The sequence below is a fragment of the Brumicola blandensis genome, from assembly GCF_031846165.1.
In the GTDB taxonomy this organism is placed as follows: domain Bacteria; phylum Pseudomonadota; class Gammaproteobacteria; order Enterobacterales; family Alteromonadaceae; genus Glaciecola; species Glaciecola blandensis.
Genome location: NZ_JAVRIE010000001.1, coordinates 803,141 through 821,407, shown reverse-complemented (window position 1 = coordinate 821,407; position 18,267 = coordinate 803,141). Strand labels below are relative to the sequence as shown.

13 protein-coding genes are annotated in these 18,267 nt (G+C 43.2%); 9 read left to right on the top strand and 4 right to left on the bottom strand.

Going from position 1 to position 18,267, the window contains the following annotated elements:
• Positions 1-3: 3 nt before the first annotated feature.
• Entirely contained in the window at positions 4-459 is a 456-nt protein-coding gene (locus RM544_RS03565) for a hypothetical protein (protein ID WP_311360385.1), read from the bottom strand.
• A 151-nt stretch (positions 460-610) separates the two neighbouring features.
• The gene (gene cysK, locus RM544_RS03560) at positions 611-1,576 is read right to left on the bottom strand and encodes a cysteine synthase A (protein WP_311360384.1); all 966 of its coding nucleotides are present in this window, start codon (positions 1,574-1,576) and stop codon (positions 611-613) included.
• Positions 1,577-1,814: 238 nt separating this feature from the next.
• On the opposite strand from cysK, the gene RM544_RS03555 reads away from it, so the two are divergent.
• The 3 genes from RM544_RS03555 to RM544_RS03545 are packed head-to-tail and all read left to right on the top strand — an operon-like array spanning position 1,815 to position 4,602.
• A complete protein-coding gene (locus RM544_RS03555; protein WP_311360383.1) occupies positions 1,815-2,651 on the top strand; it encodes an AAA family ATPase in 837 nt (278 codons plus the stop codon).
• Complete coding sequence (locus RM544_RS03550; RefSeq protein WP_311360382.1) at positions 2,651-3,832, top strand: vWA domain-containing protein; 1,182 nt, start codon at positions 2,651-2,653, stop codon at positions 3,830-3,832. Before RM544_RS03555 ends, RM544_RS03550 begins: the two co-directional genes overlap by 1 nt.
• A 32-nt stretch (positions 3,833-3,864) precedes the next feature.
• Positions 3,865-4,602 (top strand): pseudouridine synthase, encoded by a 738-nt coding sequence (locus tag RM544_RS03545; protein WP_311360381.1) that lies wholly within the window; start codon positions 3,865-3,867, stop codon positions 4,600-4,602.
• A 57-nt stretch (positions 4,603-4,659) separates the two neighbouring features.
• Here the strand turns inward: RM544_RS03545 and RM544_RS03540 are convergent, their stop codons facing one another.
• The gene (locus tag RM544_RS03540; protein WP_311360718.1) at positions 4,660-6,003 is read right to left on the bottom strand and encodes an MATE family efflux transporter; all 1,344 of its coding nucleotides are present in this window, start codon (positions 6,001-6,003) and stop codon (positions 4,660-4,662) included.
• A 188-nt stretch (positions 6,004-6,191) separates the two neighbouring features.
• Entirely contained in the window at positions 6,192-10,358 is a 4,167-nt protein-coding gene (locus tag RM544_RS03535; protein ID WP_311360380.1) for a S8 family serine peptidase, read from the bottom strand.
• Positions 10,359-10,782: 424 nt separating this feature from the next.
• Between RM544_RS03535 and RM544_RS03530 the strand changes: the two genes are divergently transcribed.
• From RM544_RS03530 to RM544_RS03505, 6 genes are all read left to right on the top strand, one after another.
• Complete coding sequence (locus RM544_RS03530; RefSeq protein ID WP_311360379.1) at positions 10,783-11,970, top strand: thiamine pyrophosphate-dependent dehydrogenase E1 component subunit alpha; 1,188 nt, start codon at positions 10,783-10,785, stop codon at positions 11,968-11,970.
• The gene (locus RM544_RS03525) at positions 11,970-12,947 is read left to right on the top strand and encodes an alpha-ketoacid dehydrogenase subunit beta (protein ID WP_311360378.1); all 978 of its coding nucleotides are present in this window, start codon (positions 11,970-11,972) and stop codon (positions 12,945-12,947) included. The genes RM544_RS03530 and RM544_RS03525 overlap by 1 nt, the downstream gene beginning before the upstream one ends.
• Positions 12,948-12,956: 9 nt before the next feature.
• Positions 12,957-14,564: a dihydrolipoyllysine-residue acetyltransferase gene (locus RM544_RS03520; protein WP_311360377.1), complete on the top strand. Its 1,608-nt coding sequence runs from the start codon at positions 12,957-12,959 to the stop codon at positions 14,562-14,564.
• Between the two features lie 98 nt (positions 14,565-14,662).
• Positions 14,663-15,553 (top strand): 23S rRNA (adenine(2030)-N(6))-methyltransferase RlmJ, encoded by an 891-nt coding sequence (locus RM544_RS03515; RefSeq protein WP_311360376.1) that lies wholly within the window; start codon positions 14,663-14,665, stop codon positions 15,551-15,553.
• 5 nt (positions 15,554-15,558) lie between these two features.
• Complete coding sequence (locus tag RM544_RS03510; protein WP_311360375.1) at positions 15,559-17,400, top strand: protein kinase domain-containing protein; 1,842 nt, start codon at positions 15,559-15,561, stop codon at positions 17,398-17,400.
• A gap of 1 nt (position 17,401) precedes the next feature.
• Complete coding sequence (locus RM544_RS03505) at positions 17,402-18,259, top strand: acyl-CoA thioesterase II (RefSeq protein WP_311360374.1); 858 nt, start codon at positions 17,402-17,404, stop codon at positions 18,257-18,259.
• Positions 18,260-18,267: the final 8 nt, after the last annotated feature.

Here is an 18,267-nt window from a genome sequence, read left to right as displayed (position 1 = left end):
ATACTAAATCGTATCTTCCACGCCAGAAATCTTCCAATCGCCACTTTCTCTAACCATATAGACAGTTTTAAGCTCGATAATACGTTTGTTGTTGTAGGAGCCGCTAATCTTCACATCAACAGTGGCTTCTTTTTTGAAATCCGTAATGCCTTGAAAACCGCCTGAAACTGGCTCAACAGTCATTTCTGACAAGCGTAGATTAAGTACGTGGCGCTGAACACCGCTATTTGTATGGTAAGAGCGTAGTAGACGCGCAAATTTGTCGGTAGATATTTTAACTGCTTCATCTAAGGTCTTTTCTTCATATATAGCCATAATGAAAACGAGTGCTGCATATTGCGGCGTTTCATCACTCATCATACCGTAACGGCCAGCTTTGATTTCTTTTGCTGGTTTACTGCATGCGCTAATCGAGATGGCGATGATGCATATAAAGACTACTCTTAAAACACTTTTCATATAAACGTTATCTTCTTTTGAATATTACACAGTTATAACGGCAAAAAATAAAGGGGCTTTAGAGCCCCTTTATTAAATAACATATTTTATACTCAATAGCATACTTTTCGACTATTTGAAGTTAATTTAAGTTTGGCAGTGAGTGCCAGATTTATTGTACTTCTTCTAGTTCTGAAAACTGACCAGCGAACAATGGGCTACTTAAGTAACGTTCTGTTCCACTCGCTAACAGGACAACGACAATTTTGTCCTTATTTTCTGGACGTTCTGCAAAGCGCTTCGCCGCGACAACTGCAGCACCTGAAGAAATACCGGCTAAGATACCTTCTTCTTTCATTAGTTTCTGTACCATTTCCATGCAGTCATCATTGGATACTTGCTCTACTTCGTCTACCAGATCGATATCTAAGTTGCCAGGAATAAATCCTGCGCCAATCCCTTGTATCTTATGAGGACCCGGCGTTAATTCTTGCCCCGCTTTTGCTTGCGTAATTACCGGGCTGTCAGTTGGTTCAACTGCGACAGTGGTAATCGCCTTGCCCTTTGTTGTTTTGAGATAACGACTCACACCAGTGATCGTGCCGCCTGTACCCACACCAGCAACGAAAGCATCAACTGTGCCTTCGGTATCATCCCAAATTTCAGGACCTGTTGTTTTCTCATGAATTTCAGGGTTAGCTGGATTATCGAATTGATTTAGAGGAACGTAACGTCCTGGTTCAGCATCCATTAACTCTTGCACTTTGGCAACAGCACCTTTCATGCCTTTGGGTGCTTCTGTCAGTATCAATTTAGCACCAAGGGCCTTAAGTAGTTTGCGTCGCTCTAAGCTCATGCTGCTTGGCATTGTCAAAGTGATTTTGTATCCACGCGATGCAGCCACAAATGCCAAAGCAATACCCGTATTACCACTGGTTGCTTCAATAAGCTCTTTACCTTCAGTTAGTAAACCTTTTTTCTCTGCATCCCAGATCATGTTTGCGCCGATACGGCACTTTACGCTGAAGCTAGGATTTCTTGATTCGATTTTCGCGTAGACATTGCCACCGGTCACTCGGTTTAATTTAACCAGTGGTGTACGACCAATGGCGAGTGAATTATCATCAAATGCTTTCATTTCTTTTCCTTATACAGCATGAGTGGATGATGTTGGTGAGATACTGTAAGCATACAAGGTGTTATGCATGCTACTATCACCAAGATTTACCCATCGCTATTATTAATCTTTACTGTTCTGTTCGTCGTAAAACTTTTACAGTTATAAGAGTATGCACAATTTTGAAAAAACAAAGTTTTTTTTTGCTATAAGATATTTTGTTTTTACATTTTTCACACAATTTGAATTGAGGATCCTCATGGGTTTTACGGGAACTAAAAACTACATTGCTAGTAAAGAGCTACAACTTGCGGTTAACGCCGCGATCACTTTGGAGAAACCTCTACTAATAAAAGGTGAACCAGGGACTGGGAAAACGATGTTAGCAGAGGAGTTAGCCAGTGCCTTAGATACCGATTTACTGCAATGGCATATAAAATCGACAACAAAAGCGCAACAAGGCTTGTATGAGTATGATGCAGTATCGCGTCTTCGAGACTCTCAACTAGGTGACGATCGTGTACACGATATCAGTAATTACATCGTTAAGGGCAAGCTTTGGCAAGCCTTCACCGCGGGTAAACGTCCTGTTTTATTGATCGATGAAATAGACAAAGCGGACATAGAATTTCCAAATGACCTATTACTTGAATTAGATAAGATGGAATTTTTTGTATACGAAACGCAAGAGCGTGTAGTTGCCAAGCAGCGTCCAATTGTCATTATTACGTCGAACAATGAAAAAGAATTGCCAGATGCGTTTCTACGACGCTGCTTTTTCCACTATATCCAATTTCCTGAAGCTGAAGAAATGCGTCAGATTGTAGATGTTCATTTCCCTAATATTAAAAAGGACCTCTTGGACAAAGCCTTAAGTTCGTTCTTTCAAATTCGTGACGTGAACGGCATTAAAAAGAAGCCGTCAACCTCTGAGCTGATTGATTGGCTGAAGCTATTAGTAGCCGATGATATTCCCGCGGATGTGTTGCAGGATAACGATGCGAAAAACGCTTTGCCGCCGTTATATGGCGCGTTGCTTAAAAATGAACAAGATATACATTTATTCGAAAAATTGATGTTTATGGCTAGAAGATAATGTTAATCGATTTTTTCTTTAAATTAAGAGAATACAAGCTAAAAACCAGCATCACAGAATGGTTAGATCTTATCGCCTGCTTGGATAAGGAGGTGGTCTTTGCTGATGCTGAGGAGTTTTATTACTTGTCTCGCGCGGTGATGGTCAAAGATGAAAATCAGTATGATAAATTTGACCGTGCTTTTGCTGACTACTTTAAAGGGGTTCAATCGATAAACTTGTTTGATAAGGAGATCCCTGAAGATTGGTTGCGCTCAGAGATGGAAAAGTATCTGAGTGACGAAGAAAAAAAGAAAATTGAAGCAATGGGTGGCCTAGACAAACTCATGGAAACGCTTCAGGAACGTCTCAAAGAACAAGAAAAACGTCATCAGGGTGGCAATAAATGGATTGGCACGGGAGGCACTTCACCGTTTGGTGCAAATGGTTATAACCCCGAAGGTGTCAGAATTGGTCAGGATAAGAATCGCAACTTCTCTGCTGTGAAAGTGTGGGATAAACGGCAGTTTAAAAATCTATCAAGCGATGTAGAAATTGGGACTCGCAACATTAAAGTTGCCTTAAGGCGCTTGCGAAAGTTCGCTAGAACCGGTGCTAGTGAAGAGTTGGATGTAAATGACACGATTAGTTCTACTGCAAAAAATGCAGGGTATCTGGATCTAAAAATGGCACCTGAACGCCATAATGCTATCAAGTTACTTTTGTTTTTCGACGTCGGTGGGTCGATGGATGCACACATCAAGCAATGCGAAGAATTGTTTTCTGCGGTGCACACAGAATTTAAACACATTGAGTTTTTCTATTTTCATAACTGTATATATGAGGGGGTTTGGAAAGATAATCAGCGTCGTGGTCAACAAACCATCGATGTATATCAAATTATTCATAAATATGGGCCAGATTATAAGGCGATATTTGTCGGTGATGCTACAATGGGGCCTTACGAAATTACCTACCCAGGTGGTAGCGTAGAGCATTGGAATGAAGAGCCCGGCGCAGTTTGGATGGAACGATTACTCAATCATTTTGAACATGCTGTTTGGTTAAATCCACAACCAAAAGAGTACTGGCATTATCATGCGTCGTTGCAGATTATGTTAGATATTATGAAGCAAAAAATGTATCCGCTAACCGTAGACGGTTTGACAGAGTCGATTAAGGCATTGTTGAAAAAGAGTTAGTGGCTATTGCAGTTACATATTCTGGAGAAGCTATGTTAAAACGCCTAAATAAATATATCAGTGACTCAGGCTACTGCTCGCGCAGAGAGGCCGATGCCCTGATAGATAAGGGTGTTGTCATGGTGAATGGTAAGGTGCCAGAACTCGGTACAAAAATTGGTGACGGCGACCAAGTGACAGTGCATGGCAAAGAGATCAAGCCTGTTGCAGAAGACAAAACAGATAGAGTGTACATTGCTTACAACAAACCCGTTGGGATAACGTGTACCACAGAGCGAAAGGTAAAAGGGAACATCATCGATGCTATTGGCTACAAACAACGCATCTTTCCAATAGGACGTTTAGATAAGCCATCGGAAGGACTCATTTTATTGACCAGCGATGGTGACATAGTGAATAAAATACTGCGAGCTGAAAACGCTCATGAAAAGCACTACCGCGTGATTGTTAACAGACCTGTTAGTGATAGTTTCTTACACAGTATGGCCAAGGGTGTTCCCATTCTCGATACGGTTACCAAGCCATGTAAAATAAAGAGAGCGGGGAAGTTTGGTTTTGATATTATTCTCACTCAAGGCTTGAATAGGCAAATCCGCAGAATGTGTGAATACCTTGGTTATGACGTGACGCGTTTAACTCGCAAACGTATTATGCATATTGATTTAGCTGGCATTAAGCCAGGCACTTATCGCCATTTAAGCGATTCAGAGATGCAGGAAATGAATCGGGCATTAGCGGGGTCAAGTAAAACGTATCAGGCTGCAGACTAAATCTAAAACGTCAACTAAGCCCCTTATTTTAAAAGCTTGAGCTGCCACCATTTTAGTCTAAGCGAAAGCCGATACATCAGCAGCAACGCGTTTTTGTATCACTTTCACTCGCCAAAACATCAATACCGCTGCACAGCTTAATCCCGAAATAAAACCTATCCAAAACCCTTGCGCTTTCATGACGGGGAATATCCAGTCTGTTAAACCTAATACAACACCAACCGTTAAACCAATTAGCCAATAAGAGACGAAACTAATGAGGAACATAGCAAGGGTGTCTTTGTAGCCTCTTAAGGCATTGGCTGAGACTACTTGAATGCCATCACTAAACTGGAACAGGGCGGCAAAGAACAAGAGACTAGAAGCAAGATAAATGACCTCTTGGTTTTCAGTATACAAACTTGCTATTTGAGTGCTCAATATCACTGTCATTGTGGCTGTGAAAAGTGCAATTACTATCGAACAGAATAGCCCACAATAGACCGCTATTTTTGCGTTAAGCGCATCTTCTTTACCGATTGAGTATCCGATTCTAATTGCCACAGCAATACCTATGCTCATTGGTAGCATAAACATCAATGATGAAAAATTTAAGGCTATTTGATGGGCTGCAACGACAGAAGCACCAAATCGCGCGAGCAACAGGGCGACCACACCGAATAAGGTTACTTCGAACACGATAGTGAACGCGATCGGTAAGCCAATCTTTAGTTGGTTCAATTGCAAAGCCAGTCGAGGGCGATGAAATTGAGAGAATAAATTGTAATCTTTCAGCTTCCGAGCACTTAAGGTATAAATGAGAGTGCTTAACGCCATGACATATATGACGATCATCGTTGCGATACCACAACCAACACCACCAAGCTCAGGTAGCCCGAATAAACCGTTTATCAGAATATAGTTTGCAGGGATATTTACCAGTAGGCCTGCAAACATGATAACCATGGTTGGTCGGGTACTAGATAGGCCTTCACAACAGTTCCTCAAGCTTTGATAAAGCGCAAAACCAGGGGCTGATAAAAGTATGAATATTGTATATTCGATGGTGATAGTTCTGAGTGCTTGCTCCATTTCCATTAAAGCAAAAAAATCATCAACTAGAGGGATTAAGCATACACAGATAAGACTGATTATTAGCGATAAGCAAATAGACTGATGCAAGGCACTCGCGACTTTGTCGGTTTGGTTGCTTCCTTGTAAACGAGAAATAATGGGAGAAAGTGCCAGTGTAATACCTTGAATAAACATCAAAATTGGCATCGTAATACTGAAACCAATGGCAACTGCAGCCATATCTGTGTAGCTATAACGGCCGGCCATAATAGTGTCTGAAACGCCCATGAGAGTTTGGGTAACTTGGGCAATAAGCAGTGGCCATGCCAAGGTGAGAAGAACTTTCATTTCTTTTAGAAAGAGTGCTTTAGTAACTTTGTTTGACACGATATTGGACTGCCTAGGGTAATTCGGGAGAACATTTTGAAGATGTGATAAATGGTATCACAAACTACTCTATATCCTATGTAAAACAGCGTTGTAGGCATAAAAAAAGAGCCAATATAGGCTCTTTTTATTTCCATTTACCAGGTCGTTTAGCTCCGGCGTTCGCTAGACTGGCGCCTACGCCAAGCAATAAACGGGATCAGGAGTAAACTAATCCATGAGTGGCTACCACCGCCGCCGCTGCTTCCACCGGTACTTCCTCCGCCAGTGCTTGGAGCAGCTGTCACGGTTATACTGACTGTTTCAGTAACGTCATTGATACCATCGCTCGCAACAACTTCAAGGTTCAATGTGCCCGCACTATTGGGTGCTGTGCGCGTCAGACTAGTCCCCGAAACACCATCAATGGTAACACTCACGTTATCACCCTCTGGATCACTTGTACTGACACTTACCGTATAGCTTGTTCCGCCGACAACTGAGCTTGGTGCCGTAATTGTAAGGGTGGGTGCCTCATTATTATTGACTGTTACCGTTGCACTTGCGGTTGCGGTGTTCCCTTGTGGGTCACTGACGGTTGCTTGCAGTACAATCACTTCTTGCTGGTTTACTTGAGGTGCTATTAGACCAAGTGTCGCTTCATTTGGGCTACTCAAAACGGCATCAGGACCGCTGATTTGTTCCCAATTAACCGTTAGCTGGTCTCCATTCGGATCACTGACGTCTGCTGTGATTGATAAGGACAATGTTTCAAATACACTGAAGTTAGCGTCTTGTGCCCCGTCAATACTAATCACAGGTGGTCTATCAATCTGCAAGGCAGTACGTAATATCGACTCTTCTGATTGGGCAACTTGAATGTTAGTGACATCAGATCGTATAGCGAAGCTCAGGTCATTGTCACTAATATCTGCTGAGGGTATTAACTCAAAGCTAAGCGTTTCGGCTTCAGCTTCATCGGCACGTTTCGTTACATTCCAAGTGACCTCTTCGCCAGATATTGCGCCGCCTTGTTGAACAGAGCTCGGAACAAGCGTAAACCCATTCGGAATCGGTAAGGTAACATCGTAGTTTCTGTTTTCAGGTGAGCTGGTACCAAGAATATCGATCGTAAACTCGGTGGCTTGTCCAATGTTTATGCTCGGGTTTGTGGTATCAAGCTGAACATCGTTCTCACCTCTAAGCACGTTCACTGCCGTTCTTGAAACTGCACTTTGGTTACCGTTTGTGCCAAAGCCAATGACGCCAAAATAATTATCGCCAGCATCACTGGCCCCAAGGTCCCAATTTAATCGGACATCATATGGAACACCACTACCTACAGAGGAAGGCACGTCGGCACTTAAAGAAATTGTGCTGTCCTCTTGATCGACTACAGCGTACATTAGCCCATAAGTATCACTTTCACCATCAGTAGAGGCGGTGAAATTTTGAACCACAATCCAATGTCTACCTGCACTCAGATCGTCTAAATCAACGTCTATACTCTCGATTGCGCCAGAACTAAGACTGCTTGCAACCACTTCAGATTCCTCAGGTATGTCATTGTCATTGGCATCAAATACCAAGAACAAGTCTATATCTTGTGCTGAGCTCTCTGTGACTCTTGCAACGACTCTTTGTGTTTCAGACGTTGCAGTAAACTCATATAAATCAATGCCCACGGCCGTATCATCAAATGGTTCTCCCGGGCTTGGGTCTTGAGCCAGTTGGCCATCAAGGTTCGTTGCTTTCGTAAAGCCAAATGTTGTTGCTCTGAAGTTAGTTTGCGCTAATGTTTCGACATTTTTGATCAACAAGGAATCTGCGTCGCGTCCTGCCGTAGTGCTAATGAGTTCAGGTATTGAACCATTAGCGGGGATCACAGAAACAGGTAAATGCAAATCAGGCTGTCCGTTCGCCGTTAAATTGATTGCCCCAAAGCGCCATGTAGAACTTGTCGCTGCAGTCACATCAATTGTCGTCGTGACTGTCTGACTTTCGCCAACAGACAGTGAAAAAGTGCTTGGAGAGACTGAGATAGAAATATCATTAGATATTTCCTCTGCGCTGACTGTCCAGCTACCAGATTTAGTGGCAGTAAACGTGCGTGTCCATGAACAAGTGCGCACACAATCGTTATCAGTAATCGAAGGAATATTAAGCGTTCTAGGATCACCACCAGTATTTGGGTTTGCATTCAAATAATTAGCCGCACTTTCTTCCATGACTAAACCGGCCTCAACGGCCAAGTCGACTTGAACACGACCAGAGCCTGAATCAAACCAATCAGCGGCAGTGACACCGTTTTCCTTTTTAACGGTACGTGAGGCTGTCATAGCAAGTGCCGAGCGAATGTTGTCTGGCGTCCATTCAGGGTTCACAGCCTTAAGTAGGGCTGCGGCACCAGCAATATGTGGACTCGACATAGAGGTGCCGGACAAGTAATTATAATCGCCAGCTGAGGGCTCATGACCATCATGGCCAAACTGTTGATCGGCGTAGGCAGCGTAAATTTGTACGCCCGGCCCGCCAATGGTCGGAGATAATGTGCTGATACTGCTGTTCGGTCCTTTAGACGAAAAGCTAGCTAATACATCCTGTCTTGCTTCGTTTACCACTAACTGGCCTGAGGACGCGGTAATAGTTGCAGCATGATTAGTGCCTGCGGCTAACCAATTGCGTAGCGCTGTGCCTTGAGAACTACCAATGTGAATGCCCGGTACAACATATTGGTCAGCAACGATGTTGGTTGCTCCTCCTACAACATTGGCAAGGACATAGCCGCCAGCGCCACCGTCTCTGACATTGACCGCTTTTTGAACACGCGCAATTTCACCACGGTCACAGACAACAATCTGTCCACTGAATGTGCCGGCAGGAAAGGGTTGTAGACACTGCGCGCTGTCATTACCTGGATCATTTGGATTTTCAAAATCGCCTGCATAAACAATGGGGGCTGTAATACCATCACTGTTACTCACGCCGGTGAGCGTTTGTAAGCCGGTATTCCCACCTGTAAAGTTACCTATTTGTTTCGCATAAGAAATACTTCGGCCATGCTCTGCAGCAGCAACTGCCGTGTACCAAGGTGCATGCTTTCTTGTACTTCCAGCATCTGGCCCACTATTTCCAGCCGATGTCGCCACAAAAATACCAGCATTGCGTGCAGACAAAAACGCCATTTCCGTTGAACTATTCCAAGGTTGGCCACCGCCACTTATTGAATAATTGATCACATCAACTTCGTCCTCAATGGCATCTTCAATTGCCTGGTTTATTGCTGCACCGGTACAATCGCCATAGGTATCTCCCGCGTCACTGCGTCCACCCCAACATACTTGATAAGAAATCACATTAGCTCGTGGTGCAACGCCAGATATCCGAGGAAACACAAATCCAGTTGCAATGCCGTCACTTTCTTCAGCATCAAACTCAGGTAAAGACTCGGGCACATCTAGCAATGTATTACCAATAGCTGTGCCTGCAACATGGGTCCCGTGGCCACCATAATCTTCCCCGTTTTGCGCTAGCCCAACTGGGAAAACGTCTGTATCGGTATATGTATCTGTAATGACTGAATAGCTGTAAACCCCTATCAGCTTGTCGTTACACAAATTGGCGAATTCGCCAGCACAATCACCTAGATAATTATTTGCTCCTAAGGGATTGGTATGGTCGTAGCCATCATCAGCAACGTCTGCAAAAGAAGGATGGTCGGTATTGATACCCGAGTCGATAATACCGACAACAACACCCTCACCATAGTTTCCGACACCACTATCAAGGGCGACGCCAGACCAAACGCGTGGCGCACCAATGAGCTCTGGGCCGGTATCGGTATCTAGTGCATACGTTCTGTCTTTTACGACTTTCAATACATAGGGTAATTTTGCTAATTGAGCCGCTTGGTTTTGAGTAACACGTATGGCCATGCCATTAAATGCGTATTTGTAGGTGAAAATAGGTTTGAAGTTTTTTATCGTCGCGGAGGCAGCTTTCAAAAATTGCTGATGTTGTTCGTTTAGATAAGTAGTGTAGCTGCGAACTTCAGGTGATTTCAACTGGAGCTTACTGTCGCTTTGTTTTGTTGCTAATAAGCCGGGAATACCGCCGTTATAGAGTGCAATGGGAGCGTCGTTAAAATGAACAATGTACACATGCTGGCCTTGAGCATCTTCCATGTTGCTTATGAAACTTTCAGCTTGTAGATAAGCTGGTTTAGCCATGGTTTTTGCTGGTCCGGCAGTGTCCTTTTGTGGCACGGCAACAGGGGCAGAAAACGATGGGTTTGTAGCGAAAGCAATTAACATTGCCAGTGACGTTTGTTTAAACAAATCAACCTCCAAACGAAATTAAAAAGCCGCACAGCGGGCTTAGCAGCATAAATTGATACTGTATTTTTCAAAAATAAGCGAAATATTTCGCAAAGTCGAAAGGATTATCCTAGCAACTATTCTTTACAAGAAATGAATATCAATCAATGGGTCCTTACTATTGAGTGTATATCGGCAAGCGCATTAAAAAGGGTATGTAAATTAAAGCAAGCTTGTGAGCTGTGATACTTACATCGCTATTTTTTTACATGCTCGACCGCTTTTATTATCAAATTTTTAACATATAGGATGAATACTCTAATACATGGGCTAAATTAGAACAAATATCATCGCTTGAGCAATATTTATAAAAAAATTAGCAAAACAGTAGGGTGAAAGCTTAACTACTATATACGCTTAAATAAAACTCTAATGGATGTTGATAATGCAAGACAGAAATCACCTTTCGAATGTGAAAACGACTCACGAGGTCGCACTTATCGAAAATGGCTTGTTAGAAATACCAATGATTCAATTGCTTGACCAAGAAGGCGGCGAGACAAACCCAGATGAAACACCACATTTAGATGAAACGACGGCTAAAAAAATAGCGTCCACAATGCAGTATATTCGTTTGCTAGATGAGCGTATGGTTGGTGCACAACGACAAGGTCGTATTAGTTTTTATCTATCATGTACAGGTGAGGAAGCCTCTACGGTTGGCAGTGCAGCGGCACTTTCCGAGCATGACATGATCATGTCACAGTACAGAGAACAAGGTGCTCTTGCATATCGCGGTTACACAACCGAACAATTTATGAACCAGATGTTTAGCAATAAGCTTGATCCGAATAAAGGCAGACAGATGCCAATTCATTATGGTGATAAAACGCTGAATTTCATGACTGTTTCTTCTCCACTCGGCACTCAAATACCACAGGCATCCGGTTATGCTTACGGTCAAAAAATGGCGGGTAACGATGCAATAACCATTTGTTATTTTGGAGAAGGCGCAGCCTCTGAAGGTGATTTTCACGCTGGTGTGAATATGGCGGCTGTTTTAAATTGTCCAGTGATATTCTTCTGCCGAAACAATGGCTATGCCATCTCAACGCCAGCTGAGGAACAGTTCAAAGGTGATGGTATTGCATCTAGGGGCATTGGATATGGCGTGAAAACGATCAGAGTAGATGGCAATGACGTCCTAGCTGTTTATGCTGCGACAAAGAAAGCGAGAGAGATTGCGCTTGCCGAGAATTGCCCTGTGCTTATTGAGGCTATGACCTACAGATTGGCAGCACACTCGACGAGTGATGATCCCACAGGTTACCGCTCGAAAGACGAAGAAGAAAAATGGCGTGCGAAGGATCCTATCGATCGCTTCACTCGCTGGCTAGATAAAAAAGGGTGGTTTGATAAGGAAGCGACAGAGCAGTTCCTAGATAAATCTCGCTCAGATATTCTTGCCGCTGTAAAAACAGCTGAAAAAGTCGACGTAGCGCCAATAGAAGATATTGTTGAGGATGTATACGATACGCCACCTTGGCACCTACAAGAACAACTTTCAAGCCTCAAAGAGCATATTAAACGTTATCCAGAACACTATCCGAAGACGGCAGGGAGAATTAAGTAATGGCAAAGATGAACTTACTCCAAGCGATTAACAACGCGCTGATCACTGCAATGACGGAAGACGAAAAAGTCATGGTGTTTGGTGAAGACGTAGGCCACTTCGGCGGTGTTTTTAGAGCCACAAGTAATTTACAAGAGAAATTTGGTAAAGGTCGTTGCTTCAACACTCCGTTAACAGAGCAAGGCATAATTGGTTTCGCCAATGGTTTGGCTTCTCAGGGCTCAGTGCCAATTGCTGAAATTCAGTTTGGTGATTATATTTTCCCCGCATTTGACCAAATCGTGAATGAAACCGCCAAATGGCGCTACCGTTCGGGCGGTCAATTTACCACGGGAACGTTGACCATTAGAACGCCGTATGGCGGCGGAATCGCTGGCGGTCACTATCATTCACAGTCGCCAGAGGCTTTCTTTGCGCACATTCCTGGAATGAAAATCGTTATTCCACGCAATCCTCGTCAAGCGAAAGGTCTATTATTATCGTCTATTCGTGATGACAACCCCGTGTTATTTATGGAGCCGAAAAAACTATATCGTGCCTCAGTAGGTGAAGTGCCAGAGGAAGACTACGAGTTACCTTTGGGCAAAGCCGACCTTGTCTCAAGCGGAAGTGATATCACCTTACTGGCTTGGGGAGCTCAAGTAGAAATCATTGAAAAAGCAGCCGCCATGGCCAGTGAGAAGGGAGTGTCTTGTGAAGTGATTGATTTGCAGAGTATTCTACCTTGGGATGTGGAAGCTGTTTGTGAATCGGTGTGCAAAACCGGTCGTCTATTGATTAATCATGAAGCTCCGTTAACAGGTGGATTTGCAAGTGAAATCGCTGCCACTGTACAAGAAAGATGCTTTCTGCATTTAGAATCACCCATTGCGAGAGTGTGTGGTCTTGATACGCCTTATCCTTTGGCACATGAAAAAGAGTATATGCCAGACCACCTGAAAACATTCGAAGCTATCATGCGCACGATGAACTATTAAGGAAGTACCATGAACGAATTTATTCTACCCGATATTGGCGAGGGTATTGTTGAATGTGAACTTCTTGAGTGGTTAGTCAATGAAGGCGACCAAATAGAAGAGGATCAGCCGGTTGCCGAAGTCATGACCGATAAAGCAACTGTCCAGATACCAGCAATGCACAAAGGCGTTGTGCGCAAGCTACACTATAAAACAGGCGATATTGCAAAGGTCCATGAGCCATTGTTCGCAATGGATATTGAGGGTGAAGCGAGCACAGAAAGCGTTTCTGAAAATGTCACTGAATCGACCAATAACGTAATCGAAGAAAGTGTTGAAAAGCTAGCGTCTCATGAAATAAATCAACAAGGAAGCCAGCAAGAGGCGTTCATTCTGCCAGATATTGGTGAAGGTATTGTTGAGTGTGAGATTGTGAAGTGGTGCATTCAAGAAGGCGATTTGGTTGAGGAAGACCAAGTGGTTGTCGAAGTCATGACCGATAAGGCTGTAGTAGAAATTCCAGCGAAGCATCAAGGTGTTGTGACTAAGTTGCATTATGCACAGGGCGATATTGCACAGGTGCACACGCCATTGTTCGACCAAACAATCGCTGGTTCAGCAACTATCGCTAGTGGCGAGCCGGAGCGTGTAATTCAAACGACTGAAGAACAGCAAACAGTGCAGGAGGCGTCTGCCAGTCAGGTATCAAATACCAAAAATGGCAAAGCGCTAGCGAGCCCAGCGGTGAGACGTGTCGCCAGAGAGAAAAATGTCGACTTAAGTATGGTTGCTGGCAGCGGTAAGAAAGGCCGAGTCCTAAAAGAGGATATTGAGCACTTTTTGTCGAACAATGCTCAGAAAGGACCGTCAAGCCAAAACAAGTCACAAAGTAGCTCGCATTCTACTTTGGTTAATACAAGTGAAAGTTCAGACATACTTGAAACGATTCCGATGCGCGGTATTAAGGCTGCTATGGCAAAACAAATGCTTGCCAGTGTTACGACGATACCGCATTTTACGGTCTCAGATGAATTGGTGATGGATGAACTCATCGCTTTAAGGCAAGCACTTAAGCCACAGTTCGAAAAGGAAGGGGTAAAGCTTAGCTTTATGCCTTTTTTCATAAAAGCACTGTCATTGGCTTTACATGAGTTCCCGGTAGTAAATTCTCGATTGAATAAAGATGAGACAGAGCTACACTACTTGCGTTCTCATAATATAGGCATGGCAGTCGACTCAAAGATCGGATTATTAGTCCCGAACATCAAAAATGTACAAAACCTATCGTTATTTGAAGTTGCTAAAGAATGCGACCGCATTATTGCTTCTGCGAGAGAGGGCAAGCTATCTAACGCAGACCTATCAAATGGTACCATCAGCATTTCCAATATTGGCGCGATTGGCGGTATGACAGCAACACCTGTGATCAATAAGCCGGAAGTTGCAATAGTAGCTTTGGGTAAAACGCAAAAGCTCCCTCGATTTGACGAAACCGGTGAGGTATTTGCGCAAAGTATCATGATGCTCAATTGGTCTGGTGATCATCGGGTGATAGACGGTGCAACCATGGTGCGTTTTAACAACTTGTGGATGAGTTATCTACAATCACCTCAACTTATGTTGATGCATTTAAAGTAAGGACTGCTATTTCTGGAACTTAGATGTAATATTAGGATACTCGTATCGAATCAGGACCCGCGCGAAGCGGGTCTTTTTTTATGAAGGATGCTTAATCTTTGCTTAGCTACCAACACGTATATCACGCAGGTAATCACGCAGATGTGCTTAAACACATCACTTTGATGTCCATGCTCAAAAAGCTTACTGTCAAATCGAAACCGATGTTCTACCTTGATACCCACGCGGGCTCTGGTGTGTATCACTTGAATTCTGAGCAGGCTCTTAAGAATTCGGAAGCCAATACAGGTATTAAAAACTTGAATGACAGCGCTAATCATCTTGAAGGCTTGATTGCCGATTACTTAACAGTGGTTGCGCCGTATCAACAATCTTCTCAGTATCCAGGCTCTCCTATGATTGCAGATGAGCTTTTGAGAGACCACGATACTGCGTTTGCTTGTGAGTTGCATCCTCAAGCGTTTAATGAACTACAGAGCAACAGTAAACATTCGATAATAAAAGCGCAAAATAGAAATGGGTTTGAAGCATTAAAGGCGATGTTACCGCCTTCGCCTAACCGCGGTATGGTACTCATCGATCCTCCTTACGAAAATGCTGAGGAATACACTCAAGTTCTTGAACAGATGAAGGTCGCTGTAAAACGATGGCCGATAGGCAGTTACGCAATATGGTACCCACTATTGTCCCCACAACGTGTTGACTATAAAAGTGGAGAGATCGTTGCAAACCCCAAAGCAAAACTGAGCAAATTAATGTTAGCGTCCTTAGCTGAATTGCCAGTAAAGTCGGTGTTAAACGTGTATTTTAGTCCGTCATCGCCAAGTCCAAATACAGGTATGTATGGTTCTGGTATGTGTATACTCAATCCACCGTGGCAGCTAGCTGAAGAGTTAGAAGAACTGATTCAGCAACTATGTTCATGCTTATCCGGTGATGCGAACGAATACTGCGGCGTATCTTGGTTGAAAACTGAAGCACAGAAGTAATTATCATGCCGGATCAATCTAAGTCAGCTCCCATCAAGCATTTCTACATTCCAGACGACCAATCGATCTATTTGCTATCCCATAAAGATGCCAAAAAGCTAAAGAATTGGGTCAATCTGTGTATGTCGCAATTGGAAAAGCTTGGGTATATTGATATTGAAATGATTGGTAAGGGAGCCTTTGGTTTTGCCTTCTCTGGCACGGCTAAAAATGGAGAGCAATTGGTCTTTAAGTTTTCCCGTATTACGCTCCCGCAACACATTCAAGATCGCTTAGAAGAAGAAGCGTTCATGCAAGCCTTAGTGATTCACCCAAACGTGCCAAAGTTGTTAGAGTTTCAACAAATTAAAAAGCAATCAATTTTGGTAATGGAGCGAGCAAAGGGGATTGATTTTGAAAAATACTCACTTCAATTCGGACCTTTGCCTCCTCGCTTAATTATAAAAATTGCGATACAGCTATGTGAAATTTTGGCGTTTTTAAGAGCGTTTACTCAAGGCGGCGCGCTCAGACCCATCGTACATGGCGATATTAAGCCTTCAAATTTAGTTTGGGATAGTGAAAACGAAGCGGTAAGCCTCATTGACTGGGGGTCATGTGTGTTTGCCCAGATTGATACAAACGGTCAAACTATTACAACCAATGTGATGGATTTGATGTCTTCTGACCTTCAAGAAACCAATGCTCGGCTTGGCGACGTATATTTTATCGGCGATGACCAATTGAATGGAAAACTATCCAGCCCGCGATTTGATGAACAAGGTTTAGCGAGTACGCTTTATGCCTTAGCCTCTGGTCAAAGTTCTCGCTATGGTCGTTTAGCAATTCCACCCAGCGCATTGGGCTTACCGAAAGAATTCGCTAAGGTATTACAACATCTGATGAGTGACGAGCGAAAAGAGCGAGAGCAAGCAGGAGATTACTTGCTTGTGAACTACCCAAGGTTTCGTCATTTATTATTCGCTGATGACCAGGTTAATGAAAAACCTTGCATGGTTCCTACCTGGATCCACCAAGAAGTGAAAGATATTGAAACGGTGGTTTACAGTTCAAGGAAATCTTATCTACGCCAACAAGACGGCATTAATCTTGATGATCTCAATTACGTAGATGATGCCCAATTTGAACGTTATTACAAAAATTATTTACAAGGGATGGGTGAAACAGAAAAAGGATTTATTGCTGCCGTGAGTCGCCTCGGTAAATATCCTGTTGTGGGTGGTTTGGCAATTCGTTGGGAAGAAGAGGGCATCTTCGTTGATTCAAGCTTAAATCTTTTTGATCCAAGCCTTAAATTATCGTTCGACAGAAGCGTTGACAATGTCATCAATCTAGCGCGAGCGATCACTCGAAGTGGTGTTTTTAAAAGTTGTATGTTCAATGCAAAAAACACGCTGCATGTAGAGCGCCGAAGTGATAAAGCGGCCTTTAAACCCCATGCTCAATTAGAGATTCCATATGAATTGAGTAAAGTATCATTATCAGAAGATGAGAGCAGAATGCACTCGTATTTTGAAGATGGCGAAGATCCGGATGAACTACTAAAACTGCCAGAAGCATTAATGGCAAAAATTAAGAGTTTGAACGCAATTCATCACACCGGTTGTATTATTTTTGAAGCATTACCAAAACATCTTAAAATTCATAACTATTATACCTTGCTAGATCACAATATGGAGCTAGAATTCAGGAGTCTATTGAAGGAAATTATCGACCTTATTCCACAAATAGATGGCCTTGGTATTTCGGGATTTATGAAACTGCCTTACAAAGATACGCGTTTCTTCGAACATCAAGAAGTAGCGAAAGAACACTATTACCCTAAAGATCCAAAACGGAGAAAGTAAGTTGTCAGAAGCAAGACTTGAACACCTATTCGATTTAGAAAAGATTGAAGATGGATTATTTCGTGGCCAAAGCTGGGACCTCGGGTTTCGCGCCTTATTTGGCGGACAAGTATTGGGGCAGTCTATTGCTGCCGCCTATCATACGGTCGATCCAGATCATGTCATCCACAGTTTGCACTCCTATTTTCTTTTACCGGGTGACGCGCAAAAACCGGTGCTTTACGATATTGAAAACGTCAGAGATGGACGTAGTTTTTCATCTCGAAGAGTGAAAGCGATTCAGAATGGCCGGACAATTTTTGACATGACGTGTTCCTTCCAGCGACCGGAAGAGGGCTTATCACATCAGTTTGCTAACATGCCGCAGGTGCCAGAACCTGATGATGTTGCCCAAGATATAAAATTTTACGAAGACAATTACGAACGCCTTTCCGAGCGCATGAAAGAATCATTAAGCTACCATCGCCCAGTAGATATTCGAACAGTCGATTCGGCAAATTCATATACTGCCGAAAAGCGAGATCCTAAGCGTTGTATTTGGCTGAAAGGCAGAGACAAAATGGATTGTCCTCTGAGCGTGCATCAAGCGTCCTTAGCTTATGCATCGGATTACCATTTTCTGAGTACGTCTCTACAACCTCACGGCTTAGCGGTGCATGACAAATCACTCCGGCTCGCCACGATTGACCACGCTGTTTGGTTTCACAAGCCCTTTTCTTTTGATGACTGGTTGTTGTACGAAATGGAAAGTCCTTTTAGTGGCACTGGTAGAGGAATTGTTCAAGGAAAAGTGTTTGATAAATCCGGTGTGTTGGTTGCGACAACGATGCAAGAAGGGTTAATGAGACAAATTAAGTAGGAGTAAAA